Source organism: Rothia sp. HMSC071B01, from assembly GCF_001808945.1.
Lineage (GTDB): Bacteria > Actinomycetota > Actinomycetes > Actinomycetales > Micrococcaceae > Rothia.
In genome coordinates, this window is record NZ_KV795070.1 from 323,616 (window position 1) to 343,390 (window position 19,775).

Sequence of the window (19,775 nt, forward strand, 5' to 3'; positions counted from 1 at the left end):
GTTAAAAACCATGGCAGAAGACGCTAACCTATGGCACAAAAATTCTGAGATACAACCTACACCTGTGGATAGTGGATATTTCCCTAAAAACAGCGAAGTTATCCACAGATTTCACGAACAGACCCCATAACTTCGCAGAGACTGCCAGGATAAAGCCTATGAACACCGCAAATATCCTGAACCCCCAAACCCAAACCGCACAAGCCCTAACCACATGCGCCGCCGAGCTGTATCCTCTCGTGCTCACCACGCGCATCCTCAACTCACGAGGTATTGGAACCCGGCATATCCGCGCGATGGTGGCGGCAGGAACCCTACAACGTATCCAGCGAGGAGCCTATATTTATTCCCGCGATGCCCAGTCGCTCACTCCGGATGAGCGGCTTGCGGTACGGTGCATTGCTGCTCACCTCATGGGTCTTCAGGGGGTCTTTTCACACTCATCAGCAGCTGCACTTTGGGGGCTAGATGTACTCAATGCGCCCTCAATCGTGCATGTGTACAGTACCGCGACTAGTCCATCCGATAGAGGGCGTATCTGCAGACATAGGCGAGGTTTTGACCCTAATGCGGTGACTGCAATACCCGGTACACCCATCATGACGACTACGGTGGCTCGCACTCTGCAGGATTGCGCTCGCAGCATGCCCTTTCGGGAGGCGGTGGTCCTCGCTGACTCCATCATGCGGCGTGGACTTATGGAGCTCCACGAGGTAACTGAGATTCTGCTGAATCTTACCGGCTACGGCGGTTCCTCCGGGCGTGCTCTGGCGCAGGCGGTGGATGCATCCAGCGAGTCGGCGGGTGAAAGCCTCACCCGGTGCCTACTCATGGAACACAGGCTACCCCTCCCCGTAACGCAGTATCAGATTTCATGCGAGGGTCGTAACTATCGGGTGGACTTCGCCTGGCCCGAGGCGCGTGTGATTCTTGAGTTCGACGGTGAACAGAAGTACCTGGACCACCCCGGCAGGGACCGCTACGAGGCAGCCCGTGACCGTGCCCTAGCCCGTGCCGGATGGACGGTCGTGCACCTCACGTGGGCTGATATTTTTCAGAAAGAGCGGGTAGCCATCACCCATCTTCGGGGGCTACTTTTGCGGTAAGGCCAAGGTTACAAATTTCGACCATAGGTTAGCGTCTTCTGCCATGGTTTTTAACTACGACAGAAGACGCTAACCTATGGCACAAATCTGTGCCCCACTGCCTTACCCCATTTTCTGGTGCCTGACTTGCCCCGACCCGCCATCGACCTGCCCGGAGGGGATACAATATATGAGGCGCACGCAGTGTGCGCATATCATCAACCGCGTGTACCCGGCTACTGTCTATAGTCGTGAGGTGCCCGCTATGAAAGGAATGTCTGTGCTTCGCACTCACACCAACGGCGAGCTGACCGCCGCAAATATTGGAGAGACTGTTACCCTGACCGGTTGGGTGGCTCGCCGCCGCGACCACGGTGGTGTCGCTTTCGTTGACCTGCGTGACCGTGAGGGTGTCACCCAGTGTGTTTTCCACAATGAGGCTGATTTTGAGCACCTGCGCAACGAGTATGTGCTGCGTGTGACCGGTCTGGTGACTAAGCGTCCGGAGGGTAACGAGAACCCGAACCTGGCCACCGGTGAGATTGAGGTTGAGGTGTCCACCGTTGAGGTGCTGAACACCGCGGCCCCGCTGCCTTTCCAGATTGACGAGCACGTTGAGGTGGGTGAGGAGGCGCGCCTGCGCTACCGCTACCTGGATCTTCGCCGCCCGGAGCCGGCTCGCATCATGCGCCTGCGTTCGGACGCGAACCGTGCGGCACGTAACCTGCTGGCTGAGGACGGCTACATTGAGGTTGAGACCCCGACCCTGACCCGTTCGACCCCTGAGGGTGCGCGTGACTTCCTGGTGCCGGCTCGTCTGGCTCCGGGTTCTTGGTATGCTCTGCCGCAGTCCCCGCAGCTGTTCAAGCAGCTGCTGCAGGTGGGCGGTATTGAGAAGTACTACCAGATTGCTCGCTGCTACCGTGACGAGGATTTCCGTGCGGACCGTCAGCCTGAGTTCACTCAGCTGGACATTGAGGCTTCGTTCGTTGATCAGGAAGACATCATTGAGCTGGGCGAGCGCATCGTTGAGGCTGTGTGGAACCTGATTGATGTGAAGGTTCCCCGCCCGATTCAGCGCATGACCTACAAGGATGCGATGGAGAAGTATGGTACGGACAAGCCTGACCTGCGTTTCGGCCTGGAGCTGACTGAGCTGACCGAGTACTTCAAGGACACCACTTTCCGCGTGTTCAAGGCTCCTTACGTGGGTGCTGTTGTGATGCCCGGTGGTGCTTCCCAGCCTCGCCGTACCCTGGACGCTTGGCAGGAGTGGGCTAAGCAGCGCGGCGCTAAGGGCCTGGCTTACGTTCTCATTCAGGAGGACGGTGAGCTGACCGGTCCGGTGGCTAAGAACATTACTGACGCTGAGCGTGCTGGCCTGGCTGAGGCTACCGGCGCGAAGCCCGGTGACTGCATCTTCTTCGCTGCTGGTGAGGCTAAGGCTTCCCGTGCGCTGCTGGGTGCTGCTCGTGTTGAGATTGGTCACCGTACCGGCCTGATTAAGGACGGCGAGTGGTCCTTCGTGTGGGTTGTTGACGCTCCCATGTTCGAGTCTTCTGCTGAGGCTACTGAGTCCGGTGACGTGGCTCTGGGTCACTCCGCGTGGACTGCTGTGCACCACGCGTTCACCTCCCCGAAGCCCGAGTTCATGGATACTTTCGATACTGACCCGGGTTCGGCTCTGGCGTACGCTTACGACATTGTCTGCAACGGTAACGAGATTGGTGGCGGTTCGATCCGTATTCACCGCCGTGACGTGCAGGAACGCGTGTTCGCTGTGATGGGCATTGGTGAGGAAGAGGCTCAGGAGAAGTTCGGCTTCCTGCTGGATGCGTTCAAGTACGGCGCACCGCCCATGGGTGGTATTGCGTTCGGTTGGGACCGTATTGTGTCTCTGCTGGCTGGCGTTGATTCGATCCGCGAGGTTATTGCGTTCCCGAAGACCGGTAACGGTTTCGACCCGCTGACTGCGGCTCCTGCACCGATTACTCCGGAGCAGCGTAAGGAAGCTGGCGTTGATTTCAAGCCGAAGAAGAAGGACGAGGAGTAATCTTCTCTAGTCTTTGGTCGTGCGCCCCGTAGGGGTGTGGGCCTGTGCGGCGTGAACCCGGCGGGCGTTGAGTTGTGCCGGGGTCGCCGTTGAGGGTGGGCTGTGTATTCTGCTGGTGCAGGGTCGCAGCCCACCTTTTGTATCAACTGGCGTGCGTGCCGATTTGTGTACTAACCAAAGGGGGAGGGGAGCATGCGTATTCTGATTGCCGGCCCGAGCGGTAGCGGTAAGACGACGTTCGCGGCGCGGTTGGGGCGCCTCCTGGACATTCCGCATACGGAGATGGACTCGTTGCATTGGGGTCCGAACTGGACTCCGCGCCCTAGTTTCGAGGCGGATGTTCAGACACTCATTGAGCGGCCTGCGTGGATTACGGAGTGGCAGTATCCGCAGGTGCGTGGCCGTCTGCTGGAGCGCGCGGATGTGGTGATTTACCTGCGCTATAGCCGCGCGGTGGTCATGTGGCGCGTGGTTCGCCGGACGGTGCGCCGCGCGGTGACGGGTCAGAAACTGTGGGCTGATAACGTGGAACCGCCGCTGTGGAATATTCTGCGCGACCCGGACAACATGATTCGGTACACGTGGAGGAGCTACCCGCACGTCGGGGAGTTGCTGGCGGAGGCTCGCGGGCAGCATCTGCAGAAGCGTTTTATTGAGTTTCGTACCCCGCGGGCGGCGAACCAGTTTTTGCGTGCCGTGCAGTTGCGCGGCGTGCTCTGAGGCTGTTGCTTCTAGAACTGCGGCTCCCCTAAACCAGCCGCTGAGAGTGGTGTCGAAAGAGATGTATGAGCCCGGCGAAGGCCGGTTCCATGATGAAAGGTGAACGATGCGAGTAGTTATTCAGCGCGTGACCCGCGCGGCGGTACGTGTGGCGGGTGAGACGGTCGGTGCGATTGAGCAGCCCGGCTACCTGGTTCTGGTCGGTATCACGCACGGTGACGGTGCGGCACAGATTGCGAAGCTTGCCGATAAGACCGCGAACCTGCGCCTGCTGGAGGGGGAGAAGTCCCTGCTCGATGAGGGCGCACCCGTACTGGCGGTCAGCCAGTTCACCCTGTACGGGGATGCGAAGAAGGGCCGCCGCCCCTCCTGGTCTGCTGCTGCGCCCGGTGCGGTGAGCGAGCCGCTGTTCAACGACTATGTTCAGGCGCTGCGTGAGCGTGGCCTGCACGTGGAGACCGGTGTGTTCGGTGCGGACATGCAGGTGGAGCTGGTCAATGACGGCCCGGTGACCATGATTCTCGATAGTGAGACCCTCTAGGGCGGCGCTTTCGATAGGTTAGTGGATTGCCCCGGGGTTTAAAACCCACGGCGAAGACACTAACCTATCGAAAACCCGTGTGGTGTCACGCCGCGAGCTAAATCCGCACCCCGCGCCCACCTCAAGCCTGTGAAACGATAGAGTAAGACTATGGCTGATTCCCTCTTTGATCTTGAGCTGCCCGATGACGGGGACCGCGTGAGCTTGATTGGCGCGCCCGCTGAGGAGCCCTCCTCGTATGCCTCTGCGTCGCGTGCGCATTCTGCCCGTTCGGCGTCTCGTGCGCCGTTGGCGGTGCGTATGCGTCCGCGCACGATTGATGAGGTTCTCGGCCAGGAGCATCTGCTGACTCCGGGTGCGCCTCTGCGCGTGTTGGCGGGGGAGAACGCCGGCCCGGCTGGCCCGTCCTCGGTGATTTTGTACGGCCCTCCGGGTACGGGTAAGACCACTTTGGCGCATGTGATTGCGCGCGCGCCGGGTCGTAAGTTCGTGGAGCTTTCGGCGATTACTGCGGGCGTGAAGGATGTGCGCGCGGTCATGGATCAGGCGCTACTCGACCGCGACATGTACGGCTCGACCACCGTGCTCTTCCTCGACGAGATTCACCGTTTTACGAAGGCTCAGCAGGATGCGCTCCTGCCCGGCGTGGAGAACCGCTGGGTGATTCTGGTGGCGGCTACGACGGAGAACCCGTCGTTCAGCATTATTTCGCCGCTACTCTCGCGCTCGCTGCTGTTGCGGGTTCATTCGCTGGAGCAGTCCGATATTGAGCAGCTGATTGACCGTGCGTTGGCTGATCCGCGCGGTTTTGATGGTGCGGCGGTCATTGATGAGGATGCGCGCGCTCACCTCGCGGCGGTTTCGGGAGGCGACGCTCGCCGCTCCCTGACCTCCCTGGAGGCGGCGGCTGCGATTGCCTTTAGCGAGGCTGAACAGGCTTCGGCAGAACCTGCCGCCTCCGCCGAAGATTCGGCAGACTCGGTAAATTCGGCAGACTCGGCAAATTCGGCAAATCAGGCGGGGGAAGCGGGGGAGAAGGCCCCGAAACCTGCCGCGCCCGTGCGCATCACCCTGGCACATGCTACGGAGGCGGTGGACCGCGCCGCGATCCGCTACGACCGTTCGGGCGATCAGCATTATGACGTGGTGAGTGCGTTCATTAAGTCCATGCGCGGCTCTGATGCGGACGCCGCGGTGCACTACTTGGCGCGCATGCTGGAGGGCGGCGAGGATCCGCGTTTCGTGGCGCGTCGCATCATGATTTTGGCGAGTGAGGATATTGGTTTGGCTGATCCGCAGGCGTTGCAGGTGGCGACGGCTGCGGCGCAGTCGGTGGCGCTGGTGGGCATGCCGGAGGCGCGCATTATCCTCTCGCAGGCGGTGATATATTGTGCGCTCGCGCCGAAGTCGAATGCGGCGTATAACGCGATTAACCGCGCGATTGCGGATGTGCGTGCGGGTGCCGCCGGTCAGGTTCCGGTGCATTTGCGTGATGGTCATTATGCGGGGGCTAAGCAGTTTGGTCACGGCGTGGGGTATGTGTATGCGCATGATGAGCCGGGGCATGTGGCGGCGCAGCAGTACCTGCCGGATACTCTGCGCGGTACGGTCTACTACGAGCCGACTCAGCATGGTTTTGAGCGTACGTTGACGGAGCGTCGTGAGCGTATCCGCCGTATTTTGGATGCCGCGCCGGTGCAGGATACGACCCGTTAGCTTACGTGGCTCCCATCGAGCCGTCTACTACTTTGACTGCTGACCGCCGGGGAGTAGCGCGCCTCGGCAGGAAAGCAACCGTATAGAGCAAGCAGCCGTATAGGGCTGAGTGCAAGCTGAGTGCAAACAGAAAGCGGTGCGTAGTACCTCGGTAGTACTGCGCACCGCGTCAGAGTTTTGAGTTGTGATAGACGTCTTGACTATCGGCCTTCCCGGAAGGGCGGACGCCAAGCTTGTTATGGTTTCTAGTCTATGCGATATGGGGGGCCGTTTCAAGCTATTCCCATAGATTCACAGGTTAAAAATAACGAAATGATTACAATCCAACATCTTAGCGCCGCGATTTTTCGGGGAAGTCCCACCTAAATAGCTCTGACGGGCATAAATAATTCCTGTGGGGTCGTGTGGGTAAGTATCAAAAACCCACACGCACAGTGATTTGAACCAAAGATTTCCCAAAAGGCTGGTAAAGCCCGGGTACATCCGGTAAGCTTGACGGGTCTGGCAATTACTATGCCCGCATTCGTGCGAGCGTCAGTAATGTAGCTGCGGGGTACTCTGCCCCGAGCTCTCCGCCCCACCGCCGTACAGCAACGACCGAATCGGTCGCGTACGGATCTCGGCGGGGTCAACCGAGGAGGCCAGTATTCAACAGACCGAGGCCCCATCCGTGAGGGTGCAGGAGCCTCACATAGAAAGGTAGATTGTGGCTAAGCACAACCGCACCCGCCGTACCGTGCGTCAGTCCCGTGCCCTGGGCATTGCACTGACCCCGAAGGCAGAAAAGTACCTCGAGCGTCGTCCTTACGGCCCCGGCCAGCACGGCCGTGCCCGCAAGAAGGCTGACTCCAACTACGCTACCCAGCTGAAGGAAAAGCAGCGTCTGCGCGCTCAGTACAACATCCGCGAGGCACAGATGCGCCGCGCATACCTCGAGGCAAAGCGTACCGAGGGCCAGACCGGTAAGAACATGGTCGAGCTGCTCGAGACCCGCCTCGACGCTCTGGTTCTGCGTGCAGGCTTCGCCCGCACCATTGCACAGGCACGTCAGATGGTTGTTCACCGTCACATCATGGTTGACGGCGTTCGCGTGGACCGCCCCTCGTTCCACGTCAAGCCCGGCCAGCTGATCCACGTTCACCCCAAGGCTGAGAAGACCACCCCCTTCCAGGCTGCGGCTGCAGGCGAGCACCAGGCAGTTCTGCCCGAGGTTCCCGCATACCTGAACGTTGAGATCGAGAAGCTGCACGCAAAGCTTGAGCGCAAGCCCAAGCGCGAAGAGATCCCCGTGATCTGCGACGAGCAGCTGGTCGTTGAGTACTACTCGCGTCTGGCATAATCTCGATTTTTCGAGAAGCAACCCGTCCTGCACCGTTCGGTGGGGGCGGGTTGTTCCCGTTTAACGCGCGGGTTTTTTGGGGTATATACACTACAGGGCAGTGGTGCCGCTGAACCTGTGAATCTTCCGTCGCTGGGAGTTTCATGAGAGTTTAGGGGGCGCTTGAAGGATTTTTCGACTAAAATAGGGGATTGAGCTGTGTATACAGTCCTGAACTGTATGCACGATCCGGCTGTACGCCACGGTGGCGTCCAGCCTTGTACGACTATTGATAAGCATCATGCATTGAGCGGAATGGGGTTATAGATGACCGGCGGAGATATTGCGGGCCTGATTGCAGCAGGAGTTTTTGCGATTCTGGTGGCTCTTCTTGCGTTACCCATTATTCGCCTGACTAAGGTGTTTGATGAGCTTATCGTGACGATTCGTTCGCTGAACCAGAGCACCGGCCCTCTCATTGAAGAGGTGACCCGTACTGTGGTGACCACCAATGAGCAGCTGGAGAAGGTTGACGACATCACCTCGAACGTTTCGGATGCGTCCGCGAACGTTTCTGCGCTGTCCTCGCTGGTGACCTCGACTGTGGGTCAGCCGCTGATTAAGGTTGCGTCCTTCTCGTACGGTGTGCGTCAGGCGTTCCGCGGCGGCAAGACCGGCGATGCACACGGCACCGCTGGCAACACCGGCAACACCCACACTGGCGGCCAGTACGGTTCGGCTCAGTCCTCTTACTCTGCAGGCGGTGAGAACTAATGGGTCTGCTTCGTTCAGCTCTTCTGCTCGGCGCCGGCGCGGCGGTTGGTTACTTCGCTTCCAGGCGTGCCACCTCCGAACCTGCTCAGCGTACCCCCGGCAGCGCCCTGCTCATGCGTGAGCACGGTGAGCTTGCCCTCAACCCGGAGTCTCATATGGGAAAGTTCTTCGATTCGCCGATTGGCAAGCCCCTGCAGCCGTATGCGTTGCGTGCTGTTGAGTTCGCCGCCCGCGTGCGTGAGGGCATGCAGGAGAAGGAGATGGAGCTCAACGCTAAGGTGGAGCGCCAGAAGCAGGATCTGCGTCCTGGCTCCCTGGATACATGGGACCGCCAGATGAGCTCGGCTGAGATTGAATCCACGAACCGCCGCCTGGCTGAGCGTGAACTCATTGAGGTGGAGGCTGAGATTGCCTCCTTGGAAGAGGCTCAGAAGCGAGCGCGTGAGCAGCGTATTGCGCGTGACCGTCAGCTCGGCGACGGCTTCTTCAACTAGGTTTTTAAAGGTGGTGTTTTTGTCCGTTAACCACGGTACGAGGGTGGCTCGATTAGCCATTTTGCTCTCGGACAGGCACCATAGGTCAGTAGACTAATTTAGAATTTCGCACAGATTACTCTAAGGAACGAGATGCTCTCACAGGAGATTTCTAAGCGTTGGATCGATTTCTTCGCTTCCCGCGGCCATACTGTGGTGCCTTCGGCATCGCTGATTTCGAACGAGCCCGGCGCTATGTTCACCATCGCCGGTATGGTGCCGTTCATTCCCTACTTCCTGGGCCGTGAGACCCCTCCGTTCTCCCGCGCGACCAGCGTGCAGAAGTGCATCCGCACCCTGGATATTGAAGAGGTCGGTAAGACTGCGCGTCACGGTACCTTCTTCCAGATGGCTGGTAACTTCTCCTTTGGTGATTACTTCAAGGAGAAGGCGATTCCTTTCGCTTACGAGCTGCTGACCACCCCTCAGGATAAGGGCGGTTTCGGTCTGGATCCGGAGCGCCTGTGGGTCACCATTTATGAGGGTGACGATGAGGCCTTCGACATTTGGCACAACAAGGTGGGCTTCCCGGCTGAGCGTATTCAGCGTATGGGCATGAAGGAAAACTACTGGTCCACCGGTCAGCCCGGCCCCGCAGGTCCCGACTCGGAGATCTTCTACGACCGTGGCCCCGCGTACGGTAAGGAAGGCGGCCCGGCGGCTGACGATGACCGTTACATTGAGATTTGGAACCTCGTGTTCATGCAGTACCAGCGTGGCGAGGGCATCGGCAAGGATGACTTCGAGATTCTGGGTGATCTGCCGAAGAAGAACATCGATACCGGTCTGGGCGTTGAGCGTCTTGCCATGTTGCTGCAGGGTGTTGAGAACTTCTACGAGACCGACCAGGTTCGCCCCGTTCTGGACGCTGCTTCTAAGCTGTCCGGTAAGAAGTACCACGGCTCTGAGTCCGCTGAGGACGAGGGCTACGAGGACGACGTGCGTATGCGCGTGGTGGCTGACCACATCCGTTCCTCGCTGATGCTGATTGCTGACGGCGTGACCCCCTCCAACGAGGGTCGCGGCTACATTCTGCGCCGTCTGATGCGCCGTGCGATTCGCGCGATGCGTCTGCTGGGTGTGACTGAGCCCTGCCTGCCCGTACTGTTCCCGGCTTCGCGTGATGCGATGAAGGGTGCTTTCCCGTACGTTGCTGACGACTTCGAGCGTATTTCCCGTATTGCGTACGCTGAGGAGAAGGCGTTCCTGCACACCATTGAGACCGGTACTGAGCGTCTGGAAGAGGCTGTTGCTGCGGCTAAGAAGGACGGCTCCAACGCTGTTTCTGGTGCTGAGGCGTTTGCTCTGCACGACACCTACGGCTTCCCGATTGACCTGACCCTGGAGATGGCTGCTGAGGCTGGCGTGAAGGTTGACGAGAAGGCTTTCCGTGAGCTGATGGCTGAGCAGCGTCACCGTGCGCAGGCTGACGCTAAGGCGAAGAAGGGTGCGTTCGCTGACCTGTCCGAGCTGCGTAAGCTCGTGGACGAGCGTGGCTCCATCTTCACCGGTTACACCGAGCTGCGTACTGAGACTAAGCTGCGCGCAATCCTGGTGGATGGCGTTTCCGTGCCCGCTGCTAAGGCTGGCGACAAGATTGAGGTTGTCCTGGATGAGACTCCGTTCTACGCGGAGGCTGGTGGCCAGGCAGCTGATACCGGTGTCATTACCGGTAACGGCTTCGTCATTGACGTTCAGGACGTTCAGCAGCCCGTGAAGGGTCTGAGCGTTCACCGCGCCGTTGTGCGTGAGGGTGAGGTTCACACCGGTGCCGATGTTGTGGCACAGGTTGATGTTCAGCGCCGCCGCGACGGTGAGAAGGCACACTCCGGTACCCACATCATTCACGCTGCCCTGCACCAGGTGCTCGGCAACGAGGCTACTCAGCGTGGCTCTTTCAACAAGGAAGGCTACCTGCGTTTCGACTTCGCGTGGGGCGAGGGTCTGTCCGAGTCCGCTAAGCGTGAGGTTGAAGAGGTTGCTAACCTCGCGATCCGCGATAACCACGAGGTGATTACTCGTGAGATGCCGATTGCTGAGGCTAAGGCTCTGGGCGCTATGAGCCTCTTCGGTGAGAAGTACGGCGATGTGGTGCGTGTTGTTGAAATCGGCGGCGAGTTCTCCCGCGAGCTGTGCGGTGGTACCCACGTTGGTTCGTCCGCTGAGATTGGTTCGCTGACCCTGCTGACCGAGGGTTCTGTTGGCTCCGGTAACCGCCGTGTTGAGGCGCTGGTGGGTCTGGATTCCTTCAACCACCTGGCTGCTGAGCGTACCCTGGTGAACCAGCTGACCGGCCTGATGAAGGTTCAGTCTTCCGCTGATCTGCCGGAGAAGATTAACCAGACTCTGGCTAAGCTGAAGGCTGCTGAGAAGGAACTGGCTCAGTTGCGCCGCGAGAAGCTGCAGGCTGAGGCTGGCAAGCTGCTGGAGAACGCACAGACCATCGGTTCTGTTCGCGTTCTGGCGCATGACGCTGGCGAACTGGACGCTAACGGCGTTCGTGAGCTGGCTCTGGATCTGCGTTCGCGCTTCGGCTCCGAGGCCGCTGTTGTCGCCGTGGTGGGTGTGGCTAATGGCCGCCCCGTCGTCCTGGTGGCAACCAACGAGGGCGCTCGTGAGGCTGGCGTGAAGGCTGGCGCTCTGGTCCGCGTCGCTGCCGGTGTTCTCGGCGGCGGTGGCGGCGGTAAGGACGACGTCGCTCAGGGTGGTGGCCAGGACGCATCCAAGATTGGTGCTGCACTGGACGCTGTCCGCGACGCTATCGCACAGGCTCAGGCCTAAACATGGCAGAATTCCAGCGCGGAGTGCGGATGGGTGTCGATGTGGGTAATGCCCGCGTCGGCACCGCCCTCAGCGACCCCGACGGTATTCTCGCCACCCCGCTCAAGACGTTGCGCCGCGACGAGAAGAAGAACTCTGACCGCCGTGTTTTGCGCAAGCTGATTGAGGTGAACGAGGTGGTGGAGGTTTTCGTCGGGCTTCCGAAGACCATGCGTGGTGGGGATTCTCCCTCCACGGAAATGGCTCGGGAGTACGCTCAGGCTCTGCGCTCCGAGCTGGATGCCGAAGAGAAGACACACATTAACATTTGGCTGGTGGATGAGCGACTCACCACCGTGAGCGCTCACCGTGCACTGCACGAGGCTGGGGTTTCCAGCCGAGATTTCAAGACTATGGTTGACCAGGTGGCGGCTGTGAACATTTTGCAGTACAGCCTGGATGCCCTCAAGGCGGGGCAGTCCGTAGCCGGGTACAAGGTGAGCGATCCGGCCCACGAAGAAAACCGACCGTCTGAGTCAGAAGGGACCGCGGTTGGTGCCGTCAACGAAACGGAGAACCTTCAGTGACCGAACAGAATAAACATCCCGAAGAGAGCGGGCTCGACCTCTTTAGGCCTACGGCCGAGGACGAACGTAAGGGTATTACCGGCATCACGATGGAACAGGAAATCGTGTCGGTGGCTACGTTGCGTGCGCGTAAGCGCCGCCGCCACGCCGTTTTGCTGAGCGCAATTTCCCTGTTTGTCGTGGCTCTGGTCATCATTTCTGGTGCCCTGATTACTCGCTACGACCCGTTCAAGACTCGTGACTACTCGGGTGGCGGTAACGGCACGACCGTGACGTTCACGATTCGTTCTGGCCAGTCCACCGCGCAGGTGGCGCAGGAGCTTGAGGCGGCGGGCGTCATTGCTGATGCTGATAAGTTCCTTGAGGTGTACACCAAGGAGAGCAAGGGTAAGTACCTGCAGCCTGGCACCTATGAACTGCAGCAGCACATGAGCAGCTCGAGCGCGATTACGACCATTATTGATGCGAACAGCAACGTCCTGTACCTGGCGATTCCGCAGGGTAAGCGCGTGAGCGAGACCATCGATCTGATTGTTTCTGGCTCCGATGGCGCGTTCACCCGCAAGCAGGTTGAGGACGCGGTCAGCAACTACACCCAGTACGGTGTGCCGAGCAACTTCCCCTCGATTGAGGGTTGGTTGCACCCGGGTGAGTACCGCTTCCCGAAGGGCACCGACATCAAGAAGGTCATTCAGACCATGGTTGATAAGACCAAGGCTGACCTGAAGGAAGCCGGCGTGAGCGGCGACCAGAAGATCTTTGAGGTTCTGACCATCGCCTCCATCGTGGAGCTTGAGGCTCAGCCGAAGGACTACGTGGCGGTTGCAGGCATCATTGAGAACCGCCTGAACAACCCCGATGGTGAGACCTCGGGTCTGATTCAGTCGGATGCGACCGTGACTTACGGTCTGGGTGTCCGTTCGTACCACCTGACTGAAGAGCAGAAGGCCGATAAGAGCAATAAGTACAACACTTATGCGAATAAGGGTCTTCCGAAGGGTCCGATTGGTTCCCCGCAGCTGGCTTCGATTAAGGCTGCTGCGGCTCCTGAGAAGAACCCGTACTACTACTGGGTGACTGTGGACCTGGATTCCGGTGAGACTAAGTACTCCCGCACTTACGCTGAGCACCAGCGTTATGTTGAAGAGTACAACCAGTGGTGTTCTAAGCACCCGAACCGTTGTAGCTAATCGGTTTAGCCGGTAGCTACGAGCCGGTAGCTTTGGGCTGAAGGTTCCTTGCTGAGGCGGGTACCGCCTCCACGAGAGTGGGGGAGGTGCCCGCCTTTGCTGTACCCGAATGCTGGGTGCTCGGTTGTTGGGCTATACCCGAATATTGGTTTGTCCCTTAAAATGGGTAGAGTGCGCCTATGAACTTGGGTTCGTGGTGTGCATGTCCGCAAGCCCCGAGCGTTGAGTGTTGAGAGCGTTCCCCAGCGTTGAGAGCGAGAGAGTATCTATCGATGAAGACTGAACCGTACCGCGAAGCCCCGTATCTTCGCCGCGCCTACGTGCTGGGGCACCCTATTGCGCATTCGCTGTCGCCTGCGCTGCATCGTGCCGCGTATGACTTTTTGGGTGAGCAGAATTTGGGTTATGATCGCCGCGATACTCTGCCCGATGATTTGCCGGAGATTATGCACGGGGTGCGCCACCCGAAGGGTACGGAGGACGCCCCGTATATTGCGGGTCTGTCGGTGACGATGCCGTTGAAGACCGCGGTCATTCAGTATTGCGATGAGCTGAGTGAGACTGCCCGAGTGACCGGTGCGGTGAACACGGTGTATCCGCGCGGTGAGAAGGTGCTGGGCGATAACACGGATGTGATTGGCATTGTGAACGCGCTGCGCCACGCCGGTTTGGAGCCGCAGCCGCTCAAGGATTCTGCCGCGATTGTGGGCGGGGGAGCGACCGCTATTTCCGCCCTGACCGCACTGCATCAGCTGGGGTATTCCCGTGTGAGCGTGTACGCCCGTTCGTTGCATAAGCTCGGTAGCGTGCAGAAGGCGGCGGACCGCCTGGGCGTTCAGCTGGAGCAGGTTTCTCTGGCTGATTTGCCGCAGAACCTTGCGGAGCGCGGTCATCACCCGGTGGTGTCTACTCTTCCTGCCCATGCGGCGGATGAGTGGGCGAGCCAGCTGAGCGGGCTGAAGGGCGCCTCCGCAACGCACCGGCCGGTACTGCTCGATGTTGCGTATAACCCGTGGCCTTCGGTGCTGGCGAGCGCTTGGGAGGCTAACGGCGGCACGGTGGTTTCTGGCCTGGAGATGCTGCTGTATCAGGCGGTGGAGCAGGTGCTGCTGTTCACCGATCGCACCCTGTCTGAGGGCGAGCTACTGGGCTTGGTGAATGCGATGTGCGCGGCGGTTGATCTTGCGCCTCGTGCTTCCGTTTCGTGAAAAAAGCGTGCTTTCACTCGCTCAGTAAACAGGCATTTTATACACTATTTATACACGTGAAGAATTATTATTCCTTCCTCCTGCGCTGCGGTGCGGGTGCGATGAAAAGAGGTTAACCTATGGCTCTGCGTTGGCTCACTGCCGGAGAATCCCACGGCGAGGCGCTCGTCGGCATTATTGAGGGCGTACCCGCCGGTGTGGAACTCACCAGCGACATGGTGCGTGACGCCCTGGCTCGTCGCCGCCTTGGCTACGGCCGCGGTGCCCGCATGAAGTTCGAGGAGGACCGCGTGCGCATCCTGGGCGGTGTGCGTCACGGCCTGACTCAGGGCGGCCCGGTCGCGATTGAGATTGCGAACACCGAGTGGCCCAAGTGGACTGACGTGATGAGCTCCGACCCGGTGGATCCGAAGCTGATTGAGGGTCGTGCGCGTAATGCTGCGCTGACCCGTCCGCGCCCCGGTCACGCCGATTTTGCGGGTATGCAGAAGTACAACTTCTCGGAGGCTCGCCCGGTGCTGGAGCGCGCCTCCGCGCGTGAGACTGCGACCCGCGTGGCTCTTGGCGTGGTTGCCGCCCAGATTTTGAAGGCTCTGGGTGTTGAGCTGGTTTCTCACACCGTTGCTGTGGGTGGCGTGCACGCTCCCGAGGGCGCCCCGGTGCCTTCGCCCCGCAACGTTGACCAGCTGGACGCTGACCCGCTGCGCTGCTTCGACAAGGCGACCTCCGACGCGATGGTTCAGCGCGTGGACGAGGCGCACAAGGACGGCGAGACTCTCGGCGGCGTGGTTGAGGTGCTCGCGTACGGTATGCCTCCCGGACTGGGTTCGTACGTGCACTGGGACCGCCGCCTGGACGCGCGCCTTGCCGCAGCGCTGATGGGTATTCAGGCAATTAAGGGCGTTGAGGTTGGCGATGGTTTCGCGACCGCTGACCGCCCGGGCACTGCCGCTCACGACGAGATTTCCATCGGTGAGCACGGCGTTACCCGCGATACCAACCGTGCCGGTGGTATTGAGGGCGGCATGAGCATTGGCGACCTGCTGCGTGTGCGCGCTGCAATGAAGCCCATTGCGACCGTGCCGAAGGCTCTGAAGACCATTGACACTTCCACCGGTGAAGAGGCTCGCGCCCACCACCAGCGTTCGGACGTGTGTGCTGTTCCCGCCGCCGGCGTGGTGGCGGAGGCTATGGTCGCCCTGGTGCTCGCTGAGGCTGCACTGGAGAAGTTTGGTGGCGACTCGATTGGTGAGACTCGCCGCAACATGGATTCCTACCTGGACGCCATTCCGGCGTCTCTGGCGTGGGAGTCTAACGTGGCTGGTTGGGACGCGTAGTGCCCCTTCCGGCGGAGTCTGAGGGCCGCGGCGCGAAGGGTCGCGGTTCCGGGGAGGTTTCTGTGGAGCAGGGTGTTCGCCCGGTCGCTTCGAGCCCCCTTGCGCGTATTGCTGCGGCAACGCAGCGTGCGCGAGGGGGCGCTTCGCCGCGCCCGGAATCCGGCACAGAATCCGGTGCGGAATCTGGTGTATCTGCTGCGGCTGAGCAGGCTGTTGAGGTTGCGGGTGCTGAGGTTCGTGAGACTGTTGCGCGTGAGGATTCTTCCCGCCCGGCTTCTCGCGTGCCCACCCCCGCTGACCTGATGCGTTCTGGCGCCCGCCCCCTGCCCGCCGCCGCTACGGCGAGCACGCAGGGTGTGCGCCTGTACGCCTCCTCGGTATCTGAGGACGCCGACCCGGCGCTCGGCCTGGACGAGGACCTGCGCCTGAAGCTGCTCAGCGCCCTGCAGGGCATGGGCACCGCTGAAGAGGAGCCCCGCAAGGAACCCGCGAAGGCGGAAGCACCCAAGCCGACTGCGCCTAAGCCGGCACCTCCGAAGCAGGCTCAGCCTGCAGAGGCGGCGGGGGAGAGTGCTTCTGCTCCCGTGCAGAAGGCTGAACCCCAGTCTGCGCCGGCTGCGCCCGCAGCCCCCGTAGCTGTGCCCGCGGCTGAACCCCCCAAGCCGGTCCGTCCGACCCCGGCGCTGTTCGGCAAGGTCCAGGTTGCTGCGCCCGCATCACCCACCGCGCCCGCAGTACCCCCCGCGGAAGAAGAGAACCAGGCGGGGGAGAATCCCCTCGACGCTTCCGAACTGTCCGCAACCCCGGCTGGATCTGTGGCACCCGCAGAGCTCACCGTCCCTACAGAGCTCGCCATTCCTGCAGAGGTTCCCGCAGAGGCGCTCGCAGAAGACGAGTCCGCCGGCGCTCGCATCCACCCGCAGCAGGTGCGTGAAATGCACGAGAACTTCGCGGAACGCTCCCGCCCGATCGTGCTCATCGGCCCCATGGCGGCAGGTAAAACCTACATTGGTACGCACCTTGCGCGTTTCTACGGCTACGAGTTCCTCGACGCCGACCAGCTCATCGTGGAACGCTACGGCGAAGTCTCCGAAATCTTCGAGATTTTTGGTGAGGCGTACTTCCGCGAGCTCGAACGCAAAACCATCGAAGAGGTCCTCACCTCGCCCGTGTACCGCAACACGGTGTTCTCCCTGGGCGGTGGCGCACCCATGACCGACTCGGTCGCGGAGCTGCTCAAGGACGAATGCGTGGTGTACATCCTCGTTGATGCTGACACCGTCACCCCGCGCATTACCGGCAATAAGACCCGCCCGCTGCTGCAGCCGAACCCGGTCGAGCGGTGGACCGAAATTTTTGAGCGCCGCCGCAGCCGATACGAAGAGCTGGCGCACTTCACTCTGGACGCACGAGGCGGCCGCCCCATCACCGAGATGACCGCCGAAATCCAGGCGTACGTGACCGCAACCCGCGCCTCCCGCGCGCAGCGCCCCCAAGCATAACCCCTCACCTGTGAAAGGACACACGATGAGCACTCAGCCCACCCCCACTTTCGGTGCCTCCGGCGCGGAAGATATCACCCGCATCCCGGTGACCGGCAGCTCCCCGCGTGAGAACTATGAGGTTCTTATCGGCCACAACCTGCTCGGTAAAATCCCCGAAATTCTGGGCAACCGCGCCAAGAAGGTGCTCGTGATTCACCCGCGTGCCCTGCGTTCCACCGGTGAGCTGGTCATGGAAGACCTGCGCGCCATGGGCTACGAATCGTTCAGCGCCGAAATTCCGGACGCTGAAGAGGCAAAGCACTACCAGGTGGCGGCGTTCTGCTGGCAGGTGCTCGGTCAGAACGACTTCACCCGCACCGACGCGATCATCTCCGTGGGCGGCGGCGCCATTACCGACGTTGCCGGCTTCGTCGCGGCAACCTGGCTGCGCGGCGTGCGCGTCATTCACATTCCGACCACCCTGCTCGGCATGGTGGACGCCGCCGTGGGCGGTAAGACCGGCATCAACACCGCCGAGGGTAAAAACCTGGTCGGCGCGTTCTGGCCGCCCGCCGCGGTGCTCTGCGAGATTGGCACCCTGCGCACTCTGCCCGAGCATGAGCTGCTGACCGGCATGGGTGAGGTCGTCAAGTGCGGCTTCATCGCAGACCCCGAAATTCTCGACCTGATCGAGGCGAACCCGAACGCCGTACGCGACTCGCAGTCCGCCGTGATGCGTGAACTCATTGAACGTAGCGTGCGCGTGAAGGCTGAGGTCGTCTCCGAGGATCTGCGCGAATCCGGCCGCCGCGAAATCCTGAACTACGGCCACACCCTCGCCCACGCCATCGAGCGCAACGAACGCTACCAGTGGCGTCACGGCGCGGCAGTGTCCGTCGGCATGGTCTACGCCGCCGAACTGGCGCTGGCAACCGGCCACGCCGACGAAGAACTCGTGGCACGCACCCGCCGCATCCTTGAATCCCTGGGCCTGCCCACCTCCTACAAGGCAGACGCATGGCCCCAGCTGCTCGAAGCGATGCGCCGCGACAAGAAGGCACGCGGCAACCTGCTGCGCTTCATCATTCTTGACGGTCTGGCTCGCCCGCGCGTCTACGAGGTGCCGGACGACTCGATCCTGTACATGACCTACCAGGAGATTATCTCCGAGTAGGCACAAGTCCCGTACAATCACCGGATGCACCCGGCGCGTGTTTGCTAATACGCGCCAGCCGGGTGGGGTGCCACAGAAAAACTGTGGCGCCCCTGCTAGGCAAACTCGTGCGCATCCTGTAGAATGTACGGGACATATTTTTGCTCATTGAAAACTTAGCGCCTCGCCGGGTACCACTACGGCGTGAGCGTCGATGACACGAAGGAGAGCCCCATGGCATCCACTACCGATATTAAGAACGGCGCCGTCCTGAAGATTGACGGCAACCTCTGGTCCGTCGTTGAGTTCCAGCACGTTAAGCCCGGTAAGGGTGGCGCATTCGTCCGCACCAAGCTGCGCAACGTTACCTCCGGCAAGGTCGTCGACCGTACCTTCAACGCTGGCGCTAAGATCGAAACCGCAACCGTTGACCGCTCCGACTACCAGTACCTGTACCAGGACGGCGACGACTACGTCTTCATGGACATGAAGACCTACGACCAGATCAACGTTCCCGCAACCGTTGTCGGCGACGCAGCAAACTACATGCTCGAGTCCCAGACCGCAACCATCGCAATGCACGAGGGTAGCCCCCTGTACATCGAGCTGCCCGCATCCGTGGTCCTCGAAATCACCTACACCGAGCCCGGCCTGCAGGGTGACCGCTCCACCGGCGGCACCAAGCCCGCAACCGTTGAGACCGGCTACGAGATCCAGGTTCCCCTGTTCCTGGAGACCGGCACCAAGGTCAAGGTTGACACCCGCACCGGTGAGTACCTCGGTCGCGTGAACGACTAATGAATTCGCGTACGAAAGCCCGATTGCGCGCCCTCGAAGTGCTCTTCGAGGCGGATCAGCGCAACGAAGATTATATTGAGGTACTCCGCCGCCGCCGACTGTACACGGTAGCGCAGATCTCTGCTTACTCTGAGGAAATCATTCGTGGCGTCCGTGACCACGACGAAGAGATCCGCGAGTTTGTGGAGACTTACGCCCGTGACTGGTCCTTCGAGCGTATGCCCGCCGTGGACCGTGCCGTGCTGCGTATTGGCACTTGGGAGCTTCTGTACAATGACGAAGTTCCGGATGCTGTCGCAATTTCTGAGGCTGTCGGTCTGGCGCGTGTGCTGTCCACGAATGAATCTCCGAAGTTCGTGAACGGTCTGCTGGATAAGCTCCGTCAGGTGAAGCCGACCCTGCTCGCGTAAGACGTCCCGCCGCGGCCTGCCCGCCAGCCCGTAGCTGGTTGGTTTGCTGTTTGAGGATGTGCCCGCAGGGGAGCGTACGTGAAACCCCCCGCCGTACTGTAGTTCGCT

At 60.7% G+C, this 19,775-nt stretch carries 17 protein-coding genes; all 17 read left to right on the forward strand.

Translation table 11 applies throughout. From position 1 onward, the window contains the following. Positions 1 to 644: 644 nt before the first annotated feature. Positions 645 to 1,106 (forward strand): DUF559 domain-containing protein, encoded by a 462-nt coding sequence (locus HMPREF2527_RS09860; protein WP_246824753.1) that lies wholly within the window; start codon positions 645 to 647, stop codon positions 1,104 to 1,106. A 259-nt stretch (positions 1,107 to 1,365) separates the two neighbouring features. Continuing rightward, the gene (gene aspS / locus HMPREF2527_RS02870) at positions 1,366 to 3,138 is read left to right on the forward strand and encodes an aspartate--tRNA ligase (protein WP_070506229.1); all 1,773 of its coding nucleotides are present in this window, start codon (positions 1,366 to 1,368) and stop codon (positions 3,136 to 3,138) included. Between the two features lie 192 nt (positions 3,139 to 3,330). Beyond that, the gene (locus tag HMPREF2527_RS02875; RefSeq protein WP_070506237.1) at positions 3,331 to 3,858 is read left to right on the forward strand and encodes a P-loop NTPase family protein; all 528 of its coding nucleotides are present in this window, start codon (positions 3,331 to 3,333) and stop codon (positions 3,856 to 3,858) included. 106 nt (positions 3,859 to 3,964) lie between these two features. Further along, entirely contained in the window at positions 3,965 to 4,399 is a 435-nt protein-coding gene (dtd, locus tag HMPREF2527_RS02880) for a D-aminoacyl-tRNA deacylase (RefSeq protein ID WP_070506239.1), read from the forward strand. Between the two features lie 150 nt (positions 4,400 to 4,549). Continuing rightward, the gene (locus tag HMPREF2527_RS02885) at positions 4,550 to 6,115 is read left to right on the forward strand and encodes a replication-associated recombination protein A (protein ID WP_070506240.1); all 1,566 of its coding nucleotides are present in this window, start codon (positions 4,550 to 4,552) and stop codon (positions 6,113 to 6,115) included. 706 nt (positions 6,116 to 6,821) lie between these two features. Next, entirely contained in the window at positions 6,822 to 7,454 is a 633-nt protein-coding gene (gene rpsD / locus HMPREF2527_RS02890; RefSeq protein WP_005505914.1) for a 30S ribosomal protein S4, read from the forward strand. 306 nt (positions 7,455 to 7,760) lie between these two features. After that, on the forward strand, positions 7,761 to 8,207 hold the full coding sequence (locus tag HMPREF2527_RS02895) for a DUF948 domain-containing protein (protein WP_070506242.1): 447 nt from the start codon (positions 7,761 to 7,763) through the stop codon (positions 8,205 to 8,207). Further along, positions 8,207 to 8,701, forward strand: coding sequence for a peptide chain release factor 4 (locus tag HMPREF2527_RS02900; RefSeq protein WP_070506243.1), 495 nt, complete (start codon positions 8,207 to 8,209; stop codon positions 8,699 to 8,701). Before HMPREF2527_RS02895 ends, HMPREF2527_RS02900 begins: the two co-directional genes overlap by 1 nt. A gap of 132 nt (positions 8,702 to 8,833) precedes the next feature. Continuing rightward, positions 8,834 to 11,521 carry an alanine--tRNA ligase gene (alaS, locus tag HMPREF2527_RS02905; RefSeq protein WP_070506244.1) on the forward strand — a complete coding sequence of 896 codons (2,688 nt, stop codon included), beginning with the start codon at positions 8,834 to 8,836 and terminating at the stop codon, positions 11,519 to 11,521. 2 nt (positions 11,522 to 11,523) lie between these two features. Then, a complete protein-coding gene (ruvX, locus tag HMPREF2527_RS02910; protein WP_070506245.1) occupies positions 11,524 to 12,087 on the forward strand; it encodes a Holliday junction resolvase RuvX in 564 nt (187 codons plus the stop codon). After that, complete coding sequence (gene mltG, locus HMPREF2527_RS02915; protein WP_070506247.1) at positions 12,084 to 13,277, forward strand: endolytic transglycosylase MltG; 1,194 nt, start codon at positions 12,084 to 12,086, stop codon at positions 13,275 to 13,277. Before ruvX ends, mltG begins: the two co-directional genes overlap by 4 nt. Before the next feature lie 272 nt (positions 13,278 to 13,549). After that, positions 13,550 to 14,485, forward strand: coding sequence for a shikimate dehydrogenase (locus HMPREF2527_RS02920; RefSeq protein WP_070506248.1), 936 nt, complete (start codon positions 13,550 to 13,552; stop codon positions 14,483 to 14,485). A 119-nt stretch (positions 14,486 to 14,604) separates the two neighbouring features. Next, positions 14,605 to 15,822 carry a chorismate synthase gene (gene aroC, locus HMPREF2527_RS02925; protein WP_005508730.1) on the forward strand — a complete coding sequence of 406 codons (1,218 nt, stop codon included), beginning with the start codon at positions 14,605 to 14,607 and terminating at the stop codon, positions 15,820 to 15,822. After that, a complete protein-coding gene (locus HMPREF2527_RS02930; RefSeq protein ID WP_070506250.1) occupies positions 15,822 to 17,324 on the forward strand; it encodes a shikimate kinase in 1,503 nt (500 codons plus the stop codon). Before aroC ends, HMPREF2527_RS02930 begins: the two co-directional genes overlap by 1 nt. Before the next feature lie 25 nt (positions 17,325 to 17,349). Beyond that, positions 17,350 to 18,480 (forward strand): 3-dehydroquinate synthase, encoded by a 1,131-nt coding sequence (gene aroB / locus HMPREF2527_RS02935; RefSeq protein WP_049352486.1) that lies wholly within the window; start codon positions 17,350 to 17,352, stop codon positions 18,478 to 18,480. A 213-nt stretch (positions 18,481 to 18,693) separates the two neighbouring features. Then, a complete protein-coding gene (efp, locus tag HMPREF2527_RS02940; RefSeq protein ID WP_005505932.1) occupies positions 18,694 to 19,257 on the forward strand; it encodes an elongation factor P in 564 nt (187 codons plus the stop codon). After that, positions 19,257 to 19,667: a transcription antitermination factor NusB gene (gene nusB / locus HMPREF2527_RS02945; protein ID WP_005505934.1), complete on the forward strand. Its 411-nt coding sequence runs from the start codon at positions 19,257 to 19,259 to the stop codon at positions 19,665 to 19,667. The genes efp and nusB overlap by 1 nt, the downstream gene beginning before the upstream one ends. Positions 19,668 to 19,775: the final 108 nt, after the last annotated feature.